General features: G+C 66.7%; 18 protein-coding genes. 11 read left to right on the top strand and 7 right to left on the bottom strand.

What is annotated here, in order from left to right:
* Positions 1-107 precede the first annotated feature (107 nt).
* Positions 108-1,352, bottom strand: a complete 1,245-nt coding sequence (locus OXK16_07130; GenBank protein ID MDE0375719.1) for an MFS transporter — start codon at positions 1,350-1,352, stop codon at positions 108-110.
* A 126-nt stretch (positions 1,353-1,478) separates the two neighbouring features.
* Here OXK16_07130 and OXK16_07125 point away from each other — a divergent pair, with 126 nt between their 5' ends.
* Complete coding sequence (locus OXK16_07125; GenBank protein MDE0375718.1) at positions 1,479-2,576, top strand: heterodisulfide reductase-related iron-sulfur binding cluster; 1,098 nt, start codon at positions 1,479-1,481, stop codon at positions 2,574-2,576.
* 27 nt (positions 2,577-2,603) lie between these two features.
* Here OXK16_07125 and OXK16_07120 read toward each other — a convergent pair whose 3' ends face one another.
* Positions 2,604-4,313 (bottom strand): thiamine pyrophosphate-binding protein, encoded by a 1,710-nt coding sequence (locus OXK16_07120; protein ID MDE0375717.1) that lies wholly within the window; start codon positions 4,311-4,313, stop codon positions 2,604-2,606.
* Between the two features lie 112 nt (positions 4,314-4,425).
* On the opposite strand from OXK16_07120, the gene OXK16_07115 reads away from it, so the two are divergent.
* Positions 4,426-5,610, top strand: coding sequence for an acyl-CoA dehydrogenase family protein (locus OXK16_07115; GenBank protein ID MDE0375716.1), 1,185 nt, complete (start codon positions 4,426-4,428; stop codon positions 5,608-5,610).
* A gap of 82 nt (positions 5,611-5,692) precedes the next feature.
* Here OXK16_07115 and OXK16_07110 read toward each other — a convergent pair whose 3' ends face one another.
* Entirely contained in the window at positions 5,693-6,895 is a 1,203-nt protein-coding gene (locus tag OXK16_07110) for an LL-diaminopimelate aminotransferase (GenBank protein MDE0375715.1), read from the bottom strand.
* An 82-nt stretch (positions 6,896-6,977) separates the two neighbouring features.
* Here OXK16_07110 and OXK16_07105 point away from each other — a divergent pair, with 82 nt between their 5' ends.
* The gene (locus tag OXK16_07105) at positions 6,978-8,405 is read left to right on the top strand and encodes an MmgE/PrpD family protein (GenBank protein ID MDE0375714.1); all 1,428 of its coding nucleotides are present in this window, start codon (positions 6,978-6,980) and stop codon (positions 8,403-8,405) included.
* Here the strand turns inward: OXK16_07105 and OXK16_07100 are convergent.
* Positions 8,353-9,087 (bottom strand): aspartate/glutamate racemase family protein, encoded by a 735-nt coding sequence (locus OXK16_07100; protein MDE0375713.1) that lies wholly within the window; start codon positions 9,085-9,087, stop codon positions 8,353-8,355. The genes OXK16_07105 and OXK16_07100 overlap by 53 nt on opposite strands.
* Positions 9,088-9,405: 318 nt before the next feature.
* On the opposite strand from OXK16_07100, the gene OXK16_07095 reads away from it, so the two are divergent.
* The 6 genes from OXK16_07095 to OXK16_07070 are packed head-to-tail and all read left to right on the top strand — an operon-like array spanning position 9,406 to position 15,046.
* Positions 9,406-10,686: an aconitase X catalytic domain-containing protein gene (locus OXK16_07095; GenBank protein MDE0375712.1), complete on the top strand. Its 1,281-nt coding sequence runs from the start codon at positions 9,406-9,408 to the stop codon at positions 10,684-10,686.
* Positions 10,683-11,120 carry a DUF126 domain-containing protein gene (locus OXK16_07090; GenBank protein ID MDE0375711.1) on the top strand — a complete coding sequence of 146 codons (438 nt, stop codon included), beginning with the start codon at positions 10,683-10,685 and terminating at the stop codon, positions 11,118-11,120. Before OXK16_07095 ends, OXK16_07090 begins: the two co-directional genes overlap by 4 nt.
* Entirely contained in the window at positions 11,117-11,845 is a 729-nt protein-coding gene (locus OXK16_07085) for an aspartate/glutamate racemase family protein (protein ID MDE0375710.1), read from the top strand. Before OXK16_07090 ends, OXK16_07085 begins: the two co-directional genes overlap by 4 nt.
* A complete protein-coding gene (locus tag OXK16_07080) occupies positions 11,842-12,915 on the top strand; it encodes an Ldh family oxidoreductase (GenBank protein MDE0375709.1) in 1,074 nt (357 codons plus the stop codon). Before OXK16_07085 ends, OXK16_07080 begins: the two co-directional genes overlap by 4 nt.
* Positions 12,912-13,964 carry an Ldh family oxidoreductase gene (locus OXK16_07075; GenBank protein MDE0375708.1) on the top strand — a complete coding sequence of 351 codons (1,053 nt, stop codon included), beginning with the start codon at positions 12,912-12,914 and terminating at the stop codon, positions 13,962-13,964. The genes OXK16_07080 and OXK16_07075 overlap by 4 nt, the downstream gene beginning before the upstream one ends.
* On the top strand, positions 13,961-15,046 hold the full coding sequence (locus OXK16_07070; GenBank protein ID MDE0375707.1) for an Ldh family oxidoreductase: 1,086 nt from the start codon (positions 13,961-13,963) through the stop codon (positions 15,044-15,046). Before OXK16_07075 ends, OXK16_07070 begins: the two co-directional genes overlap by 4 nt.
* Here the strand turns inward: OXK16_07070 and OXK16_07065 are convergent.
* The 3 genes from OXK16_07065 to OXK16_07055 all read right to left on the bottom strand — a co-directional run bounded on the left by OXK16_07065 (position 15,043) and on the right by OXK16_07055 (position 18,056).
* Complete coding sequence (locus tag OXK16_07065) at positions 15,043-15,681, bottom strand: hypothetical protein (GenBank protein ID MDE0375706.1); 639 nt, start codon at positions 15,679-15,681, stop codon at positions 15,043-15,045. The two genes, OXK16_07070 and OXK16_07065, sit on opposite strands and share 4 nt — an antisense overlap.
* Positions 15,682-15,777: 96 nt before the next feature.
* Positions 15,778-16,440 carry a class I SAM-dependent methyltransferase gene (locus OXK16_07060; protein MDE0375705.1) on the bottom strand — a complete coding sequence of 221 codons (663 nt, stop codon included), beginning with the start codon at positions 16,438-16,440 and terminating at the stop codon, positions 15,778-15,780.
* 833 nt (positions 16,441-17,273) lie between these two features.
* On the bottom strand, positions 17,274-18,056 hold the full coding sequence (locus tag OXK16_07055; protein ID MDE0375704.1) for a CPBP family intramembrane metalloprotease: 783 nt from the start codon (positions 18,054-18,056) through the stop codon (positions 17,274-17,276).
* Between the two features lie 169 nt (positions 18,057-18,225).
* Here OXK16_07055 and OXK16_07050 point away from each other — a divergent pair, with 169 nt between their 5' ends.
* Positions 18,226-18,900: an NYN domain-containing protein gene (locus tag OXK16_07050; GenBank protein MDE0375703.1), complete on the top strand. Its 675-nt coding sequence runs from the start codon at positions 18,226-18,228 to the stop codon at positions 18,898-18,900.
* Positions 18,901-19,005: 105 nt separating this feature from the next.
* Positions 19,006-21,282 carry a DEAD/DEAH box helicase gene (locus OXK16_07045; GenBank protein MDE0375702.1) on the top strand — a complete coding sequence of 759 codons (2,277 nt, stop codon included), beginning with the start codon at positions 19,006-19,008 and terminating at the stop codon, positions 21,280-21,282.
* The last annotated feature ends 289 nt before the right edge of the window (positions 21,283-21,571 follow it).

Raw genomic sequence — 21,571 nt, 5'->3', positions numbered from 1 at the left:
ACGTACCGCTGCGGGTACGCCTTCGTCAGCGGGCCTTGCGAGGAACGCCGCTGCCGACGCCATACCACACCGCCGTTCCACAGACAGACCACAGGACCACAGGACCACTAGGCCGCTGGTGGCCGGTCGGGCGCTCCCTCCTCCCCCCGGCCGGCCACCAGGCAGAGGCCGAGGGCAACGGCGGGCGCCGCCAGGAAGCCGATGGACAGGGGGAGCACCGTACCGTCATACGCCCGATCGATGAGCGAGCCGATCAGCGCTCCGCCTCCGGTCGAGACAGCCCCGATGATCGAGCCCGCTGTCCCGGCCTGGTCGGCCATCGGGTCCAGGGCGAGGCTGTTCAGGTTGGTTATGACCAGGCCATGCATGGCTGCGATCACCGAGAGGCACACCAGGAAGAAGGCCAGGGCAGGAATACCGCCCGCCACCCATGTTCCGATCGCCAACACGGCGGCGCCCCCCAGGTAGATCACGAGGGTTCCCACCACCACTCGTCGGGTTGTCAGGGTCTCGACCAGCTTGGCGTTGGCGATCATCGCAACCGCCATCATCGCCGTTATGCCGCCGTAGATCCACGGGAACAGATGACCCCGGCCGTATGCGTCGGAGAAGACGAGTTCGGAGGTCGCAATGTAGGAGAAGAAGGCGCCGAAGCTGAGCGTCATGGCCAAGGTGTAAAAGACGGCCTTACGGTTACGCAGGACCCGGAATACGGAGGGACCCAGGCGGAAGGTCGACAACCCGGCCGATGTCGTTGCCAGCCGCGTCTCTCGCAGGCGGGTGGTCCACAGCGCGACCACGGCCGCGAGCCCCACGGCCAGCCAGTAGACACCTCGCCAGGAAGCAATACCCACGACGGTGGCGCCCGCTACCGGAGCGAGGATGGGAACGATGGTGAAGACTGCGAACACCGACGACATGATCCTCGCCATACGGTCACCGTCGTAGAGGTCGCGCACTATCGCCAGCGCCACGATGCGGGGTCCGGCGGCCCCCACGCCCCACAGTGCCTGGGTTGCCAGGAGCAGTGACACCGAGCCCACGGCCACGGCGAGCATCGATCCGGCGGCGCCGGCCGCGTAGAGCGAGAACCCCAGCCGGAGCGCAGGTTTCCTGCCGAACCTGTCGGACATGGGTCCGTAGACCAGCGTTCCGACGGACAGGCCGAGAATGTAGGCGGTGATCGCCCGAGCGAGGCGGTTCGAGTCCTCGGCCAGCCCGAGGACCTGCCGCATCTCTTCGAACGCGGGCAGGATGAGGCCCACACCAAGCGCTGAGAGGGCCATCGCGAAGGACAGGAGGACGATAAGTTCTCCCTCGCGCATGCTCCGTACGGGTCGGGTGGCGGTCACAAGCCCTCCGGGCAGGTCCGTCGCTCAGGGAGGGAAGCCTCGGCAGGCCCTCCTGACCGATTCTCGAGGCGAAATCGGATACCGATATCGGATAATATAAGGTAGCGTGGCGGATGGAGACAGCTCGTGATCGACAAGACGAAGTTTGACGTAAAGGGCTACTACACGGCCATGGCCGAGAGCAAGTCGCTCCTAGTCGCCCGCGACGACCTCAAGTGGACCGAAAGATGGGTTGAGCCCGACCGTCCCTACGACGCCCTGCTCGCCTACGGGTGCGCTGTGCAGCACACGCCACACCTCATGCAGGAGGCGGCCAACGTCCTCGATGTGCTGGGCGTTGACTACTTCGCGGTCACCGGCCGCCAATTCTGTTGCGGCCGTCCGTTCGAGAAGATGGGCAAGGACGGTGCGGCCGCCGACCGCATATCCGGCAAGTCCTACCGGCGCTTCATGTCGTACCGTCCGAAGGTGGCGGTCCAGTGGTGCGGCGCGTGCATGCGCCAGTACCTCGACACCATCAGCTCGCAGCAGGATCCTCCGTTCGCGGTGGTGCATATCACCAAGTTCCTGGCCGATCTGCTCCAAGCGCGGGGCGACGATGTCCCGTGGGTGCGAGACGTGAGAACGCGGGTGCTATTGGAGGCCCACCACGACCATGCGCAGGCCGACATCGACACCGCCGCGATCCTGCGGATCTTCGAGATGGTCCCGGGTGTCGAGTTCGCCGGTTTCGTCGAGCCTCCGTCCGCCGGAACACCGTGCGACCTCGAAGGCCCCAAGGCCGTGGGCGTCCTCAACAAAGCCGATACCGAGACCTTCCAGGGCGCCATCAAGGAACTGGAGGACCAGTTGGAGGCCGCCGGTGCCGACACCCTCGTCACCCCCTACCACAAGTGCCAGATGGAGTGGTCGAAGCTGTCCACCAAGAAGATGGCCATCCGCGAGTGGATATCGCTGGTTGCCGAGGCGATGGGGGTGGGGGTGCAGGACCGTTACACGATGTACTGGCACCTGGGCGACCCCGAGAAGATCGCCGAGGAGGCCCGGCCGCAGTGGGAAACCTGGGGTTGGACCGAGGACCAAGCCATCGAGGCTGCTCGCCGGCATTTCGTTCCCGAGTACGCAATAGACGTGCACCATTGCGACTGCGGAGGCAGCGGCTGCGGCAGCGAGGGCGCCGAGCTACTCTGGCCGGGCCTGATCGACGTGGCCGCCCTGGTCTGACAGGATTGCCACAACGAAGCCCTTTGCCTAGTCGGCGCCTTCTGTCGACGTACCACCATCGGGACGGTCCAGAACCACGTCGACAACGTAGGGTGTCGAGGCTTCCATTCCCCGTTTCATAGCCCGTCCCAGGCCTCGCGGCGTGTCCACCCTCTCCGCCGGAATCCCCAACGAAGCGGCCAGCGTCACGAAGTCCACGTCCGGGCCTTGGATGTCGAGGCCGGGCAGATCCGACCCGGCTTCGCTCCAGGGTCCGCCCATACGGTTCACTATCAGTTCGAGAACCCGGTAGCCACCATTGTTCAGGATTACGACGAGCACCGGCAAGTTCCGGTTCGCCAGGTTCCATAGCGCGTGCGGGTAGTAGAGGAACGACCCGTCACCCACCGCCACCACGACCTTCCGATCGGTCCGTGCCACCTGTAAGCCTGCCGCGGCCCCGACCGAGTACCCGAGGGATATCCCGTTGGCGCCGAAGTACGAGAGGGGGTCGGGAAACTCGAGGGTGTTCACGAACCAGGGCCGGTTCGATATCGTCTCGTCCACGAGTATCCCGCCGGCCGGCATACTGTCCCGGATGGCCGCGGAGACCCCGCCGGCGGTCAGCCTTCCGTCCACAGCCGCTTCCTGTGTCTTCCGGTCCCAAGCCGAGCGCCGCTTCGTGGCCTCATCGCTCACCCTTCGGCCCCTCCGGGTAGCGACTGCCCGATCGAATGGAGCTCCCTCGAGAGCAGTGCGCAGAGACCGCAGGTTTGCTCCGACGTCGCCGAGCAGCGCCGCCGAGGCGGGGTGGTTCTTCCCGATCTCGCTCGGGCTGTCGTCCATTGCCACCGTCTGCACATGGAACGGGATCAAGGGGCCACCGTCGTCGTAACGGGAGACCGGCGCCGGCGAGGTCACTCCGCACAGGAGCGCCACGTCGGCTCGAGCGAAGTGGGCTCGCATGTCGGCCGCCAGGTTGGGCATGGGTCCTAGATACAGGGGGTGCCGGGAGGGGAAGTTCCAGAGTGTTGCATAACCCTCTGTGTACACACGGGCGCCGAGAGCCTCGGCAATGGCGACCAGTTCATCCCAGCCGTGGGCGAGGCCCACTCCGTCGCCGGCCACGATCATCGGCTGCTCGGCGGATGCCAGCACCCGAACGGCTTCCTGGATTGCCTGGTCGCCCGCAAGCGAACGTGTCGGCTCGGTGACCCGCGCCGGCCCGAAGCCGTCATGCTTCTCGAGCAGAACGTCCGGCGGCATCGAAACGAAGACCGGCGCGAACGGCGGGGTGGCAAGTTCCCTGAAGGCCTTATGCATGACCATGGGAAGCTCTTCGAGGAAGCGAACGTCGTACGACCACTTGGTGAACTGCCCGACCATGGAGAGAAGGTCCGAACTGAGTATCGGGTCCTGGACCCGTAAGCCCGTGTGGTGCTGGCCTGCGGTCACCAGGAGCGGGACCCGGGCCCGGTGGGCGTTGTAGAGGTTGCCGAGGCCGTGGGCGACGCCCGGCGTGACATGGAGGTTCACGACCCCGACCTTGCCCGATGCCCGCGCGTAGCCGGTGGCTTGGGCCACCGCAACGTCCTCGTGGAGGGACAGGACATACTCGATGGACGGGTAGTCGTTGCACCCGTCGACGAGGGGGAGTTCGGTGGTTCCCGGATTGCCGAAGATGTAGCGGACATCGTGGCTGACCAGGTACTCGAAGAAGATGTCCCGTCCGAGGGGCGTGAGCCCGGAACCCGTCACCGGAGAAAGTCTCCTTGAACTCGCGAACCGATATCGGGATACGTTACCGATGCGGCTAACGTTGTGTCAATCGATGCCAGCCGTATGACTGCCGCCGAACCGTGGGGTGGACATGGAATTACCGGTTCGACAGAGCCCTTTCGCCCTGACCGAGGAGCAACTCCAACTCCGCTCCCTGGCAGCTGACCTGGCGCGCGATGTGTACGCGCCCCGCGCCCAGGAATGGGACGCGGCCGGCATCCATCTCCCCCGCGAAGAGCGGAAGCGCCTCGGCGAACTCGGACTCCTCGGTATCACCCTTCCCGAGGAGTACGGCGGGATGGGCCGGCCTTTGATCGACGCCCTCATCGTCATCGAAGAGTTGGCCAAGGCAACCCAGGTGGCCGCCTGGCCGGTCTTCGAAGCCACCACCGGTCCCGCCCGCGTGATAGACATGTTCGGAAATGACGAGCAGAAGCGCCGCTGGCTTCCGGCGGTCTGCAGCGGCGAGAGCACCGTAGCGGTCTCGATCTCCGAGCCGGATGCCGGCTCGGCCGCCACCGACATGTCCACCCGGGCGCGGGTGGACGGCGACGAGATCGTGATCGACGGCATGAAGCGATGGTGCTCGGGGGCCGGATACTCGGAGCAGTATCTGGTCTACGTGCGCCTCGGGGAGGAACTTGGCTCGCGGGGGATCGGCGCCGTGGTCGTCGACGGGGACACCCCCGGTCTCGAGTTCGGACCGCAGGAACGGCTGATGGGCTTCCGCGGCATCGGTTCGGCCGACATGTTCTTCAACGAGGTGCGGATTCCCCGTGAGAACCTGCTGGTGGGCAAAGGCGGCTTCTCGCAGCTGTTCACCGCGTTCTCCATCGAGCGGCTCGGCAACGCCACGATGGCCCTCGCCATCGGTCAGACGGCTCTGGACCGCTCCGCCCGCTACGTACAGGAACGTCGCCAGTTCGGACGCCCGATAGCAGAGTTCCAGCTCGTGCAGGCAACCATCGCCGACATGGTCATGCAGGTGGAGGCGGCGCGCCTGCTCATCCATAGGGCGGCTGTCTCGGCCGGGCGGGGATCACCACCGGCCCTGGAGGCGTCGGTGGCCAAGTGCTTCGCCAACGAGATGGCCAAGCGCGTCTCGGATCTAGGCATCCAGCTACACGGCGGCTACGGCTACTCCGTGGAGTTCGACATGGAGCGCCTCCACCGCGACGCTCACGGCTGGGCGCTGGCAGGGGGTACGACCAACATCCAGCGGGTGCGGATCGCCTCGGAGTACCTGGGCCGACGCTTCGGCCAACGCAGGAACTGACCGGTCCCGGACCTGCCCCAACCGGGTTCTCACCCGCGGGCACCTCTACCAGCCCGGGCTGCAACCGGAATTCGTTCAGCAGTCAGTTGTCCCTGGGAAGGCGGTCAGGGAGAAGCCCGTCAGCGGCTTCGACGCGGTCCATGGCCTCATCCAGGCGGGCGTCGGGAACGGTCAGGGAGAACCTCACGTAACCCTCGCCGTACCGCCCGTAGCCGATCCCCGGGATGGCAACCACCGCGGTCTCTTCCAGCAGTCGGGTGAAGAACCGCATACTGCTGGTCCCCTCGGGTAGGGGTGCCCACACGTAGAAGGTCCCTTGGGGCGGCTCCACGGCCAGGCCTATCCGGCGGAGGGCCGTCACGACCCGGTCGCGGCGGCGCCGGTATGTGTCCATCTGGGCGCTCAGTACGTGGTCGGGGGTCTCGAGGGCGGCGATCGATGCTATCTGGACGGCGCCGAAGAGTCCCGCGTCGGTGTTGAGTTTCATGCTCCGCACCGCACCGACGACGTCGGGGTTCCCCACCACCATCCCGCTACGCCAACCGGTCATGTTGTATGACTTGGACAGGCTGTTGAACTCGACGGCGACGTCCTTCGCGCCGTCGACCGTGAGGACGCTGGGGGCCGGCTCGCCACCGAACGTGATGTCGGCGTAGGGGTTGTCGCTCACCAGGATCGTGTTAGTCCGCTGAGCGAAGTCCACGGCCTTCTCGTAGAACTCGACCGGCGCCACCACCGCGGTCGGATTGTTCGGATAGGACATCCAGATGGCCCTTGCCCGGGCCGCGACATCTCGAGGGATCGAGTCGAAGTCGATCAGGAAACCGTTCTCGACAAGTAGCGGCACCTTCCGTACCTCAGCGCCCGCCAGGATGGCGGCGGCTTCGTAGGCGGGAAAGGCCGGATCGGGAACCAGTACCAAGTCGCCCGGGTCGAGGGCGCCCAAGCAGAAGTGGAGGTTTCCCTCCTTGCTGCCCATCAACGGCAGCACCTCGGTTTCGGGATCGACCCGAACATCGAACCTGCGCCTGTACCAGGCGGAGATGGCGGCGCGGAACTCCGGCAACCCGCGCGCCAGGCCGAGGGGATACTGGTGGTTCACCGGATCCTGCGCCGCGTCATGGAGTGCAGCCACCACGTGGGACGGGGTCGGGGTGTCGGGGTCGCCTTTCCCCATGTCTATCACGTCCCGTCCGGCGCGGCGGGCCTCCGCCACAAGGCGGTGTATCTCGACGTAGACATACGGGGGTAGGGCGTCGAGGCGCTGAGATCTGGCCAGGTCCATCGGCATGTCCCGGGGAGGCGGTCCTCGAGCGAGGCTAGCATCGAGACCCGATATCGACATGTGAGATCAGGTGGTAGGGGCGATGGGGACGGGCGCGCCGGGCCGAGGCCAACCGGAGAGAAGCGGCCGCGACTTCGCACCGGTGCCCTACCCCACCCAGACCGAGCGGCTCGCCGCCCATGTGGTCGGGCTCCGCTACGAGGCCATTCCCCGGCCGGTCGTGGACAAGATGAAGGAGCACATCGTTCATCACCTCGGGCTCGCCCTGCGGGGTCTGAGCACTCAGGAGGGCCGGCAGGCGGTCAGGATCGCCGAGTCGTTCGGCCACGAGGGGTCTGCCACGATCATCGGAAGGCGAAGCCGGACGGCTCCGATGGAGGCGGCCTTCGCCAACACGACCCTGATGCGCTCCGACTTCCTCGACGACGTGCTCTTCCCGGCCGGTGTTCACGCCGCCCTCGTGACCCTCCCCCCGGCGCTCGCGGTCGCAGAGGAACGGCGCCGATCCGGCAGGGAGTTGCTCACCGCCCTCATCGCGGCCTACGACGTGATCGGCAAGCTGGGAAACCCCGCCGGGATGGCTTCGGCCAGGGCGCCGAGAAGGCCGACCATCCCCTTCGGGCCGTTCGGGGGCGCCGCCGCCGTGGCCCGCCTGCTCGGACTGTCAGAACACCGGACCGCGCACGCGCTCGGCTACGCGGCGCATTCCGGCATGGGTCTGAGCGAGGGCGATTTCGTGACCCACTACTACGGCCTGGTGGCCCGCAACGGGCTGATGGCCGCTCTGGCTGCAGACCATGGCGGCCAAGCGGCTTTGGCGGTAATGGAGGGGCGGTTCGGGTTCTGGAACACGTTCTTCACGGCAGTACCGGCCTCCCTGGACGACTCGCTCGACACCCTCGGCACGGACTTCGAGATCATGAACGCCACCACTAAGCGTTACCCCGGTACGGGGCTGAACATCGTGCCGATCGAATTGACCGCCAGGCTGGTCCACGACCACGCCTTGGCTGCCGCGAACACCCGCTCCGTGACGCTGTTCCTACCCGCGGAGCGGGAGCACTTCGTCACCGGTCACATGCATCCACCCTTCCGGAGCGAGGCGGCGGCCCGCAGCTCGTCGGTGCTGGCCATCGCCACCGTCCTCGCGACCGGACGGCTGGACCCCGAACTCGTCATGGACTACACGCGCCCTGATCTGATAGAGCTCTGCGACCGGATCAACGTGGTGCTCGAGAAGGGCCATCCCATCCGCTACGCACGGGTCGAAATCGATACCAGTGACGGACGGCATCTGGTAGCAGAGGGACACGACCATGCCTTCGATCCCACCGATTGGCTCGACTGGCTGACGGTCGGCGGAACGGATGTCCTCGGATCCGATGTGCTTGCGGAGCTGGTTGCGGCGATGGACCGACTCGAGGACATCGACAACGTGGCCGATCTGACCGTCTTGCTCAGACCACGCTACCGAGACCCCTTCCCACCACGGACTGATGGACCGAGGTAACCAGGGAGTAAAGGTCGAAGATCGGCCGTCCGGTTGCTTGCCTCATGGCCTTTCCCCAAGGGACGAAGTTGGTGCACTCGAGCACGATGGCGCCCACTTCGGAATGCTCGTCCACCTGGCGGCGTGCCAACGCCACCAGTTCGGCCTCCAGGACGCCGGCATCGGCAACCACGGCTTGGTCGATGTAAACCTGTGGGAAGACCGCATCATCCGGCATCGAACTGACCACGATGTCGTACTCCTCAGGCAACCATCCCATCCCGAGGAAGTGGCGATCCGTCAAGTGCGGCCGTTCGGTGAGGATCCCCACCTTGCGACCCGGTCCTACCAGCCGGGCCGCCAGGGGCACCTGGAGTAGCGCCGAGGTGATCATGGGAACGCCGACTCGAGCCTGCATCTCCCGTTGGAAGACCGACAGGAACCCGCAACTGGTCGTGATCGCCTTCACACCCATCGCCTCCAACTCCTGAGCCCCCTCTATAAATGGAGCCAGGAGGGTCGGATCGGGCTCCGAGCCCATGATCCGGCTGGTGTCCGCGCCCTGCACGACCTTGTAGAGCACCGGGAAAGGCCAGGTCCGGGCGTTTCCCACATCGCCTACCGGCCTGGGGCACGTCGTGTCGAGCATGAGGATCCCGATGTCGTGCCCGTAGACGGTGCGGCCGCCCTTCACGATCGCCATCCCCTACCTCCGGTCACCGGTCCGGCCCTTCAGACTCGAGAGCCCGAGCCTATCAACCTGAACCCCGATCATTCATGGTGGGGGTTTGTCCGGGTGACGGAGGTGGTTGTTCCATGATCCTGACCTGGGGTCATAGCCAATCGACAGCCCCGTTTCCCGCCGGGTGTGGAGTCAACAGCCGGGTGAAGGGTGGCCGCCTGCGAATGATGTGGTTGAAGTGGCCTGATCCACGTCGGTGTGCTGGGAACAGGAATAATCAGGGTTTACGAAGCCCGATATCATGATCCGAGTTCGAGTTCCTAAACCAGGGCGGCCTGGGTGAAGCTGACGTACGAAGACCTCCAGATGCTGGACGGGAAGCAGGGAGAAGCCCGGCGCCGGGCGATGGAGGGACTCGTCCAGTTGGGGGAGGCCTTCGGAGCCGAGGACATGGTCTCGATCGGATACGCCCACGTGCATCCGGGCATGGCCATGTACGCGCAGGACGTCGAGTTGCTCGAGGAGTTGGTGGACCTGGGAGCACAGGTGGTGGTCCCGACCACCGCCAACGTCACCAACGTCGACACGGAGAACTGGCGGCAGACGGGAGCTCCCGAGTCGCTGGCCCGGGTCCACATGCGAGGGGTACGAGCCCACAAGGCACTCGGGTGCGTGAGCGCGATGACCTGCACTCCCTACTGGGCCGGGCACTGGCCGACCTGGAACATGCACATGACCTCGATCGAGTCGGGGGTGACGGTGTTCTGTAACTCGGTGCTGGGCGCCAGGTCGAACCGGGACGGCTTCTTCAGCGTCTACGCAGCCTTGACCGGTCGTTACCCCCGCTTCGGCTACCACCTCGACCAGAACCGGGTTGGCACCCACCTGGTGACGGTCGAGGCGTCGCTGCACAACACCACCGACTTCAGCTGCCTGGGATATCACCTGGGGCCGCTCGTGGGTACCGGCGTTCCGGTGTTCACCGGCTTCGCGAGACCCCCGACGCTCGACGAACTGGACGCTTTGGGAGCGGGTCTCGCCACGACGGGTGGGGTGTCCATGTTCATCGTCCCCGGGGTCACACCTCCCTACAGTTCGCCGGAGCAGGCGATGGCGGGTGCGCCCGCGCCGGTCGAGCTACGTGTCGGGGGTTCCGATATCGACCGGGTGTACGCCTCCTTTTCCTCGGCTCCTCCCGGGTCCCGGGTCGACTTCGTCCACATCGGCTGTCCCCACGCCTCCTTCCAGGAGATGAAGGAGTACGCCGCTCTGCTCTCCGGGCGAACGGTCCACCCCGACGTCGAGATGTGGATCACGACGAGCGGCGCTGTCAAGGCCATGAGCGCCAGGGAAGGCCTGATCCGCACGCTCACGGACGCCGGCGCCAGGGTCATCACGGACACGTGCCCGATGTCGTGCCACTTCGCGCTGACCACCTCGCCGGACCCCGGCATCGTGCTTCCCGAGCCGCGTATCAGGAGGATGGTCGTGGACTCCGCCAAGCAGGCCAAGTACACGCGCGACATGATCAGGTGCCAGACCCTGCTGACCACGACGGCCGCCGCGGTCGCGACCGCCACCTCCGGGCGGTTGGTGGCGAGAGGAGGCTCCCCGGGATGAGCGATCAGTACCGCATAGCGGCCCGAGGCGTGGTCCGCGGCAAGGCTTCAGGACCGGCCCTCGTCTCGAGTGAGGGCATCTCCTTCCTCGGGGACCTCGACATCGGGACAGGCCGGGTCGTGAACCGGACGCACCAGATCGAGGGGCACCGAGTGGCCGGGACCGTTCTGGTCCTCCCGCACAGCGTGGGCTCGGCCGGGGCATGGCGCTTCCTGTACCAGATGCAGGTTCACGGGACCCACCCGGTTGCGATCGTCCAGAACTCGCTACCCGACTCCTCGCTGGTCCAGGGCGCCATCCTGGGCGGGATACCGATCGTCTGCGAGCCCGAGGTGGACGTGACGACCACGATCCGTTCGGGGGACATGGTCGACGTGGATGGAGACGCCGGACTGGTGACCGTGCGGCCGGCAGTTTCGGCGGAGCGTCCATGATCGCCGGGGGACGCACCGTATACGGGCTCGAGCTCGGCGTGCTGATGCTGGATACGGTGTTCCCGCGGTTGGTCGGGGACGTGGGCAATGCCGCCACCTGGCCGTTTCCGGTCCGGTACCGGATCGTCCCGGGTGCGACCTCCCGCCGCGTCGTACAGCAACCGGACGATGCCCTGCTCGACCTGTTCATCGACGGCGCCAGGAGCCTGGAGCGGGACGGCGTGCGCATGATCACCACCAGCTGCGGGTTCCTAGCCCTCTACCAGAAGGAGGTGGCGGCTGCCGTCTCCGTCCCGTTCCTATCATCTTCCCTGCTTCAGGTGCCCCATGCCTCCCGGCTCGTGGGACCCGAACGGAAGGTCGGGATCCTCACGATGAGCCGCGACGACCTGACCGAGGCCCACTACGAGGGGGTCGGATGGTCCTCGACCGACCATCCGGTGGCGGTGTCCTCCTTCGCCCCCGGCGCAGCGTTCTGGGAGACCTATCTGGTAGGCCGGGAGACGGTCGATCCGCACGAACTCGAGACGGAATTGCTCGAACTCGGCAACGACCTGCTCGCCCGTTCTCCGGACGTGGGCGCGCTGGTGCTCGAATGCACCAATTTCGCTCCGTTCGCCCCCGCCCTCCGCCAGAAGCTCGGCGTGCCCGTGTTCGACCTGGCAACGCTGGTGTTCCAGACCCACATGGCGATGACGGGTATCGACTTCCAGGAACGCCGTTGAGCGACACAGCCGGCCCGACCCCGCAAGGCGCCGTCCTCGTGGCGGCTGACCGCCTGAAGGACTACACCGTGCGGGTGTTCCGGGCCCTGGGCATGCCGGAGGACGATGCCGGGCTGATGGGCGACCACATCACGTGGGCCCACGCTCATGGTCACGCCTGGCTGGGCGCACCCAAGATCATCCAGTACGGAACGAGGATCAGGACCGGTGCGTCGTCGCCGATCGACAGGACGGTCGTCGTGTCGGAGACCGGCGCCTACACGCTGCTCGACGCCCGCGACGCCTTCAGCCAGATCGCCGGCGTCCGGGCCATGGAACTCGCTATCCGCAAAGCCGGGGAGATCGGCGCTGCGGTCTCGGTGGTGCGCAATACGACTTCCGCAGGATCCCTCGGGTACTTCGCCCTTCTGGCAGCCGAGCGCGGCATGATCGGCATGGCCAACAACAACGCACCCGCTCTGATGCCGCCGTGGGGGGGAACGACCAAGCTGATGGGCAACCAGGCCTTCGCTGTCGCCAGCCCGGCCGGCCGCCACGACCCGGTGCTCCTCGACATGGCCCTGTCCGAGATGACCCTCGTCCGCTACCACGAGTACGAGGAGCGAGGCGAGCAGCTGCCCGAAGGCGTCGCGCTCGATGCGACGGGCCGTCCCACCACCGACCCCACCGAGGCTCTGAAGGGGATGATGGTTCCGATGGGTGGGCACAGAGGCTACGGTCTGGCGGTGATGTGGGAGGTGCTCACCGGGGTCCTTTCGGGCTCGCTGCGCTTCCTTGACGAAGTCACCATGCCAGGAGTGTTCGACCGCCCGCAGGCGGTGAGCATGTTCTTCCTCGCCATCAACCCGGAGATGTCGATGCCCTACGAGGAGTTCGTCGATCGGGTCGACAGCCTGGTGGACAGGATGCACTCGTCCCAGCCGGCCCGCGGCGGCGAACGGGTCTACGTGCCGGGTGAGCGGAGCGCGGGAGTCGCCAGGGAGCGCATGCGGGACGGAATCCCCATGCCGCCCTCCCTGGTGGCCGACCTCGCCGGCTTCGGCGCCGAGATAGGAGTCCCATGGGAATGAACCCGACCGTCCGCGTCTCCCCCGAGCAGGTCCGTAGCATGGCGTTACCGCTGCTCCGAGCGATCGGGATGCCGCCCGAAGATGCCGCCATCACCGCCGACGCGATGGTATGGAACGAGCTGCGCGGCGCGCCGGGGCATGGCCTCGGCCGGATCTTCCAGATTCTGGAGAGGTCCCGGGCCGGAGGGCTGAGCCTGGCTGTGGACTGGACACCGTTGCGGGAGACAAGCGGAACCGCCTTGCTCGACGCCTGCGACGGGTGGGGAGTGGTCGCAGGAACCAGAGCCATGGGGATCGCTGTTGACAAGGCCCGTGATGCCGGAGTCGGCGCCGTGGTGGTACGCAACAGCGATGTCACCTCGGCGATGGGCTACTACCCCTACGTAGCGGTCATGGCCGGGATGGTCGGCCTCGCTATCACCAACTCGGTCCCGCTCATGCCCCCATGGGGAGGAACCGAGGTACTTCTCGGCAACCAGGCCTTCGCTATCGGTGCGCCGACGCGCGACCATCCGCCGCTGATCTTCGACTCGTCCTCCAGCGCCTACAACATGGGGAAGATGCGTAGCGCCGCGGCCCACGGCGAGAAGCTGCCACCGGGCGTGGCTCTCGACGACACGGGAGAGGAAACGGACGACGCGGCGGCCGCTCTCGAGGCGTTGCGCCTCCTACCCATGGGCGGCCACCGGGGCGGGGGCCTGGCCACCATGTGGGAGGTTCTGACCGGGATCCTCGCCGGTCGCCGGTCCACCACCGAGGTCGTCGGCATGCAGGAGCTGGACAGGACGGCGGGGGTGAGCCTGTACGTCCAGGCGGTGGACCCCAAGGCCTTCCTGTCCTACGAAGAGTTCCTGGCCCGAGTCGACCGTCTCATCGACCAGATCCACGCCAACCCGCCTCGCTCGGGTGTCGACCGGGTGAGAGTGCCGGGCGAGAGCAAGGCCGGCTTCGAATCCGAGTACCGGGCGCGAGGCGTACCGGTCCCTGCCGACCTCTTGGAACGGCTGCGGGCACTCTGCGGCGACTTCGGCCTGGCATGGCCGTGGTGAGCACGCGAGACCGGTCTTCCGCCGCACAGGAGACGGGCATTGTCGAAGCGAGCGACCTGCGAGCCTTCACCGCCGCGGTCCTGGCGGCCCACAGCATGCCGGCTGCCGACGCCGCCCTCACGGCCGACGCCATGGTATGGGCCGACCTGAGGGGAAGGTATGCGCACGGGGCCAGCAGCAAGCTGCCCCAGTGCGTCGCTCGTATCCGGGCCGGCGGTACGTCCCCTTCCGGCAACCTGCCGGTACTCGGGGAGACTGGCGCCACCTTCGTGCTCGACGGACGCAACGCATGGGGCCAGGTAGCGGCCTCGAGAGCGATGATGCGCGCCGTGGCCAAGGCTCGGTCGGTCGGCTTCGCCGTTGGTGTGGTCCGGGATTGCAGTTCCGCGGCCGCGATGGGTTATTACCCCCTGCTGGCGGTGGCGGAAGGCATGATCGGGATGGCCTTCACCAACGGACCTCCGCTCATCCCTCCCACGGGCGGGACCACCAAGCTGCTGGGGAATCAGGCACACGCCATAGGCTGCCCGGCCGACCGCCACTACCCGATCGTTTACGACGCGGCGACCACCGCCATGTCCACCTCGGAGATGGATCTCGTTCATGACCGCGGTGAACTCCTCCCGCCAGGTGTCCTCTTCACCGCGGACGGACGGCCGACCAGAGATCCCTCGATCTGGGTGGACGGCCTACTCGCTCCGGCGGGGGGACACCGGGGCTACGGGCTGTCACTGATGCTCGAGATACTCACCGGCGTCCTGGCAGGAGGCGCGAGGTTCGCTCCGGACGTGGGCCATCCGTTCCTGGGCGGTGAGCCCCAAGGCGTCGCCCTGTTCGTGGCGGCGATCGATCCGGAGCATTCGATCGGACACGAGGAGTTGACACGACGGGCCGACGCGCTGATCGAACGGCTGCATGCCTCAGAGGCCGCTCCCGGCACAGAGAGGATCTACGTACCGGGCGAGCGGAGCTTCATTCTGGCTGGGCAGCGGGAGCGGGACGGCATCCCGATGCCGACCGAGAGGCTCGAGGACCTCCGCCGGGTCGGTTCGGGCCTAGACATTACGCTGACCTGGCGCTAGCCCGATGGCATCTCGTCCCGGTTGACCGACCGGATCAGGTCTACGACGGCGCGCATGCCGAGGACCGCTACCACGTTCGTGTCCACTGTGGGGTCCCGGTCATCCTCCGGTGACAGGATTCCCACCGCTCCCTTCGTCTCGATCGGTTGGCGGCCGAGGGTCACACCGATCACCACCGGCGCATCACCGTCCAGGGTGGCACACAGCACCGGACCCCCGACCATGCCGGGGTTGAACGAACCATCGAGGTAGAAGACCGGTCCGTCCTCCACCGACACCGCGGCCACCGTACCCGCGAGGACGAACGGGATGTTGGCGGCCGTGCCGAGACCCCGGACTCCCCGTGGGAACCCGAGCGAGAAGACCCTCTGTGAAACCCCAGGCAGCCAGTCAGGTCCCGCCATGCCGAGAGTCGGTACGAAGTTGGTGGACGTGACGGCGCAGACGGCTGCCCGGCCCGATCCAACCTCTCCCAGATGCTCCACCTGGAGCATGCGGTTGGCCTGCTCGAACGTCACCAGCAGACGTTGAGTGCTCTTCCCGACCACTTCGGCTGCCGTTACGAGGAAGGGGGCTTCACCCACCTCGATGACGAAGCCGCTGGCTTGCCCGCTCGGACTGGTGGTTCTGACCACCCGTGCGACGAGCTGCCCGAGTGGAGAACCACCACGATCCTGCGGCCCGCGATCCGTCAACGTAGCTGCTGCCCGCTCCGGTGCCGCAGGATGGGCTCAAAGCTTGCGCGCAAGGAGGATCCCATCGCCGATCGGTAGGAGCGACACCTCGACCCGGGTGTCCCGGGCAGCCTTGCCGTTCAGTTCACGGATCACGGCCGTTGTGTCATCGGTCCGCTCCGGGTCCGCTACCCGGCCTCCCCAGAGGGCGTTGTCGACGAGCACGAGACCCCCACTCCTCAGGAGCTGCAAGCAGCGGTCGTAGTAGCGGGGGTAGTTGCCCTTGTCGGCGTCGATGAAGGCGAAGTCGAAGGTCCCGGTTTCACCTCCGCTGATCAGCCCGTCGAGCGTGTCGACAGCGGGTCCTATCCGGAGGTCGATCTTGTCCGCCACTCCGGCCCTTTCCCAATAGCGCCGGGCGATGTCGGTGTACTCGACGCTGACGTCGCAAGCCACCAGCCGTCCGTCATCCGAGAGCGCCCGGGCGACGGACAGGCTGCTGTACCCGGTGAAGACCCCCACCTCTATGGCCCGGCTCGCTCCGATCAGCTTCACGAGCATCGCCATGAACTGGCCCTGATCAGCGGAGATCTGCATGCCTCCCTCCGACATCCGCGCAGTCTCCTCCCGCAGGTCGGAGAGCAGCGGATCGTCCCGGAGAGTGGTCGACAGGATGTACTCGTAGAGCCCCGGATCGATAAACGCGTTGCTACTGCTCATGGATGGAGCCGCCTTTCCACGGATGATCACGGGAGACTGATCGATGTGGTTGTCGCGCTTGCCCGGTCGGTCAGCGCCGTTCCGGCGATCACTGTTGAGTATACGTCGGTGGGTCCTGGAGCCCGACCTCCAGACGAAGCGGGGATGGGCGCCGTGGGGAGGCCAGTAGCCGTCCTTGCGGTAGGCCCAGTATTCGAAGGGGTTGTCGTAGTAGGCGAACGTCTCCACCACCGACCGCCAGTTGCGCCGGTCCATCACCAGCCCGACCAGCAGCCCGGCCGCTCCCGCCAGCACCAGCCAGGCACCGTATCCGAGAACGTAGAGGGGCCCGAACGATCGGTTCTGGAGGACATGCGCTCCCTCGTGTACATCGATGAGGCGCCTTCGCCGTACCACCTGCGGTGAGTCTCCGCGCAGGCCGGTTTCCCCCCCACCGGCCGAGACCACGTTGCCGAAGGTGATGGCGAACCGGGACCGGAAGGTGAACCCGCCCTCGTACACGTGCCGGTTGGTGCGGCGGCTCATGCCGTCGAAGTACGAGGAGGGGTAGAGGGCGTTGACCAGGTGCAGCACCACGCCGCCCGCCACGCTGATCAACCCCCAGGTCGAGTCCAGCGCCCAGCACACCCAGCCGTGCGGCCGCCGCCACTGGTAGATGCCCTTCGCGCCGCTGATCGCCCCGTTCAGCCCGGCCGCGCCCACCGCAGCGCCCGCCACCGCGGCCGGGACCATTCGGAGGGCCGCGATGAACAGCCAGGCCAGCGCCGCCCCGCCGACCCCGACCCCGACAGCTTCCACGGCCGAGACCAGGGGCCGTCGACCACCGGGCTCGTTCACCACAGGAAGCCCTTATGGGCAAGGGCGGCCATGTCCATGGTGGCCGCTACCCCGACGTGCACGCCGACCCCCCACCAGATGGAGCGGCTCCGCAACGCCAGCGATCCGAGGATGATCCCTCCCAGGATTGCCGCCAGTGCCTCGGCAACCGGTTTGCTGTAGTGGAGCATGTTGTACGGGACCATCATCACGAACACCGACAGGTAGCCGAAGCGGGCGCTGAGACCGTGCACCATGAAGCCGCGGAAGAAGAACTCGAGCGCCACGAACTGCAACCCGTAGACAACCCACCACAGCGCCATTGCGGGCCACAGCCCTTCGCCGGGGGCCAGGTCGTAGAACGGGTACTTGGCCTGGAATGCCGGCGTGAAGGAGGCGAGCACCACGAAGGGGATCGACAGCGCCAGCAGGATCACGTAGGTGCCGCCGTGCGACCCGATGCCCTTCATCCGCAGCCCGTAGTTCCGGATACGGTCCTTTAGGACCAGCTTGATGGCCGCAACGGGGAGAAGGGTGTACGCCAGGATCTGCGCACCGCCCCAGAAGATCAACCGGTTGAGCTGGGCGGAGTCCGATCCCTCGAAGGCACCCCGAGCCCGCTCGGCCCACCCGCCTGCCCCCAGCGTCTCCAGCACGGCCACCACCCAGGCCGGGTTGGTTGCCCCGAAGTTGAGAAAGGTCAGGCTGAGCGCCGACACGACCAGCACCACCACCACCTGGCGCCGGTCTCTGGTGAGGTTGTCGCGCAGGAGGCGGCCCGTGGAGATGATCGAAGGCATCGCCTTCAAGGTTAAGCATTGGAGAGCCATGTGGCTATCGTTGAGGAGGGCTGCTGAGCAGTCCAGCCGGGCCCAGTTGCCCCGCGGCATGGTTCTCGGCTGGCGAGGCCCTCGTAATACTTCGATAACTACTGTTCTATTCTTCTATTAGCGATTGAGAGAGGGTTCAATGACGCTACCTACTTATGCCGGCTTCGTGAACGCCGGGTTCCTGAGGGCGGAGGGCGCCCGAGCCCTTGATGAGAATCCCCGCAACGTGCGGATGGACAGCGAGGCCGTCGTCTCCTGGTTCCAGGACCTGACCTTCGAACGGGGGGCACGGTTCCTCCGGGCCTACTGGTACGACGCCCGGTTCGACAGCGGCCACGAGCTGGCGGATGGTCAGCGCCGCTTCTTCTCGGCCCTCGGCCAGACCCCGGGCATCCAGCTCCGCCTGGGTCACATCGTGGAGTACCGGCCGTGGTTCGAGCAGGGAATCCGTGATGCCCTAACCCGCACTGCGGTTGCCCTCAACCTCGATCCGGACCGGGTGATGGACGAGTTCGACCAGCAGTGGACCTTCCGGCCCGAACGCCGCCAGCGTGGGGTCGACACCATGCTGTGCTCCGACATCGTCCGGCTGTCCGGCCGCGGGGCATTCGACACGGCCGTGATCTTCTCCGGTGATCGGGATCTGGCGGAAGCCTTGCGATCAGCCCAGGAGGTGGGAATCCGAGTGGTGATCGCCACGCCGGATCGGCACAGCGTATCCCGCGAGATGAACGATCTCGCCGATGAGATACTCGAGCTGACCGAGGACGATCTCAGCCTGATGCTCCCGGAGAGACTTCCCAGTTTGACGTGACGTCCGTTCCAAGGGGGTTGAAACTCCGGCGCCGCGTACCGATAGTCAGGTAGTGGCCGGCGCCGAGTAGCCGGCCCATCCCGGCTGCGAGGAGGATCGAGACCGATGGCAAGTACTGACTTCCGGGACCTGGTCTCGGGTTGGGAGAAGAGCGACCGCTTTCCCGGGGACCTGGTCCATGCCCGGATCTTCCCTGCCCGTCCTCCCCGCTTCGGGGATCTCGATCCCCCGCTCGATCCGACGCTCGCCGAACGGCTCGCCGGCAAGGGCATCGAGCGTCTCTACGGCCACCAGGCCCGGGCCATACACTCGATCAGGGGCGGTACCCACACGGTCGTGGCCTCCGGCACCGCATCGGGTAAGACGTTGTGCTACCAGGTTCCGATCGCGGAACGAGCGCTCGAGGATCGCACCAGCACCGCCCTGCTCATCTTCCCGACCAAGGCATTGGCGCAGGACCAGCTCGGTTCGATTCAGGCCCTGAGCCTCCCGGAGATGACGGTGTCCGCCTACGACGGCGATCTTCCACGCGAGCAGCGCTCCCGGGTCCGGAGGCGCGCCAACGTCGTGCTGACCAACCCGGACATGCTGCATTACGGGATCCTTCCGAACCACGGCCTGTGGAAGGACTTCCTGTCCCGCCTCGGTCACGTGGTAGTCGACGAGATGCACTACCTGCGAGGGATGTTCGGCAGCCACACCGCCAATGTCATCCGGCGCCTGCGCCGCCTCGCCGCTCACTACGGCGCCGATCCGACCTTCGTGCTGACCTCCGCCACCATCGGCAATCCCGTGGATCTGGCCGAACGTCTTTGCGGCGTGGAGGTTTCGCTGGTGGACAGCGACGACTCCGCGGCCGGGGAACGGATGGTGGCGATATGGAACCCGCCGCTCAATGAGGAGTCGAGCGGTCGCCGATCTTCCATCGCAGAGACGACGGATCTGTACGTCGACCTGGTGCGCCGCGGCATCCACACCATCGCCTTCGGTCGCAGCCGGCGCGCCACCGAGTTGATCCACGTCAACGCCGCCCGCCGTCTCGGCGCCGCAGCCGACCGGATTTCTCCCTACCGGGCGGGCTACACGGCCCGGGACCGGCGGGACATCGAGGCCCGGCTCTTCTCGGGAGAACTGGTCGGCATCTCCGCCACCAATGCGCTCGAGCTGGGTGTCGACATCGGGGGTCTCGATGCGGCCCTGTTGTGCACGTTCCCCGGCACCATTTCCTCGTTCCGGCAGCAGGCCGGGAGGGCCGGCCGGGAACAGGAGATGGCGTTGGTGGTCCTGGTGGCCGGAGAGGATGCTCTGGACCAGTACTTCGTCCACCATCCCGAAGAGCTCTTCGGCCGGACACCCGAAGCCGCGGTCGTGAACCCGACCAACCCGAACGTCATGGATTACCACCTGAGCTGCGCTGCCCACGAGTTGCCTCTCGGCTGGCGGGATCGGCCCCTCTTCGGAGATGACCTCTGGGAGTCGGGGGCCCGCCTGGTCGGGGAGGGGGATCTGCGTCTCGAGGACCGCCGGCTGCTCTGGACCGGCCGGAGATCGCCCGCCCATGGCAGGAGCATCAGGTCATCCGACTCCCGCTCGTTCTCCATCTACGACCTCGGGACCCGCCGGGTGATAGGTGAGGTGGACTGGGAACGGGCCTTCTCGGACGCGCATGAGGGGGCCGTCTACCTGCACAAGGGCCGGACCTACCTGGTGGAGGAACTGGACGTGGCGGGGCTGGAGGTCCGTGCCCGGAGCGCCCGGGTCGAGTACTACACCGAGCCACACGTCCAGAAGGATCTCGATGTGATGGGGGTCTCCGAGCGGGCCGGCGTGGGGGCGATGGGCAGTTTCCTCGGTCCGGTGCGGGTGTCGGCTCACGTGCTGGGCTACCGCCGCAAGTACCGGATCAGAGACGGACGCGACGACCGGCGAACCATCCCGTTGGACCTGCCTCCGACGCAGATCGAGACCGAGGCAATCTGGTTCACCGTGCCAGGATCGGTCATGGATCGGGCCGGAATCGACCGGCGAGAGGCGCCCGGGGCGCTTCACGCCGCAGAGCACACCATGATCGCCATGCTCCCGCTGTTCGCGATCTGCGATCGCTCCGACATCGGTGGCCTCTCGATCACTCGCCACCCGCAGACGGGCGAGGCCACCATCTTTGTCCATGAGGGCTACCGGGGTGGCTCCGGCATCGCTCCGGTGGCGTACCCGGCTGCCGAGGAATTGGTGAAGGCCACGGTGGCGGCCCTCGCGCGGTGCCGATGCGTCTCCGGGTGCCCGTCCTGTGTCCAGTCGCCCAAGTGCGGCAACTTCAACGAACCCCTGTCCAAGGGCGGAGCACATCGCCTCCTGATGGCGGCCCTCAACGCCGAGAGGTAGCTAGCAGGAACCGGCGGTCCGGACGCGAGAAACCCGAGGATCGAGTCCTCTGGTTTCTTCAGGAAGATGTCCGCCTGGACGGAGTTATCGCTCCGCCCAGGCCACCGGCCTACTACTCAGTGACCGTGGTGCTCGTGCGTGTCGCACTCGTGCGGGTCGTGGACGTGGCCTTCCTCGTCACCGTGGTGCTCATGCGTGTCGCACTCGTGGTCATCATGCTCGTGCTCATCGGCATGGTGCTCGTGCGTGTCGCACTCGTGCGGGTCGTGGACGTGGCCTTCCTCGTCAC

It is taken from the genome of bacterium (assembly GCA_028821235.1).
Taxonomy (GTDB): domain Bacteria; phylum Actinomycetota; class Acidimicrobiia; order Spongiisociales; family Spongiisociaceae; genus Spongiisocius.
The sequence above is the reverse complement of the archived record's forward strand: the minus strand, read 5'-3'. Positions and strand labels throughout refer to the sequence as shown.

Bases quoted from the DNA above. Each gene is read 5' to 3' on its own strand.
- OXK16_07115 (MDE0375716.1), top strand. From the start codon at position 4,426: ATGGAATTACCGGTTCGACAGAGCCCTTTCGCCCTGACCGAGGAGCAA.
- OXK16_07110 (MDE0375715.1), bottom strand. From the start codon at position 6,895: ATGGACCTGGCCAGATCTCAGCGCCTCGACGCCCTACCCCCGTATGTC.
- OXK16_07105 (MDE0375714.1), top strand. From the start codon at position 6,978: ATGGGGACGGGCGCGCCGGGCCGAGGCCAACCGGAGAGAAGCGGCCGC.
- OXK16_07100 (MDE0375713.1), bottom strand. From the start codon at position 9,087: ATGGCGATCGTGAAGGGCGGCCGCACCGTCTACGGGCACGACATCGGG.
- OXK16_07090 (MDE0375711.1), top strand. From the start codon at position 10,683: ATGAGCGATCAGTACCGCATAGCGGCCCGAGGCGTGGTCCGCGGCAAG.
- OXK16_07085 (MDE0375710.1), top strand. From the start codon at position 11,117: ATGATCGCCGGGGGACGCACCGTATACGGGCTCGAGCTCGGCGTGCTG.
- OXK16_07075 (MDE0375708.1), top strand. From the start codon at position 12,912: ATGAACCCGACCGTCCGCGTCTCCCCCGAGCAGGTCCGTAGCATGGCG.
- OXK16_07060 (MDE0375705.1), bottom strand. From the start codon at position 16,440: ATGAGCAGTAGCAACGCGTTTATCGATCCGGGGCTCTACGAGTACATC.
- OXK16_07055 (MDE0375704.1), bottom strand. From the start codon at position 18,056: ATGCCTTCGATCATCTCCACGGGCCGCCTCCTGCGCGACAACCTCACC.
- OXK16_07050 (MDE0375703.1), top strand. From the start codon at position 18,226: ATGACGCTACCTACTTATGCCGGCTTCGTGAACGCCGGGTTCCTGAGG.
- OXK16_07045 (MDE0375702.1), top strand. From the start codon at position 19,006: ATGGCAAGTACTGACTTCCGGGACCTGGTCTCGGGTTGGGAGAAGAGC.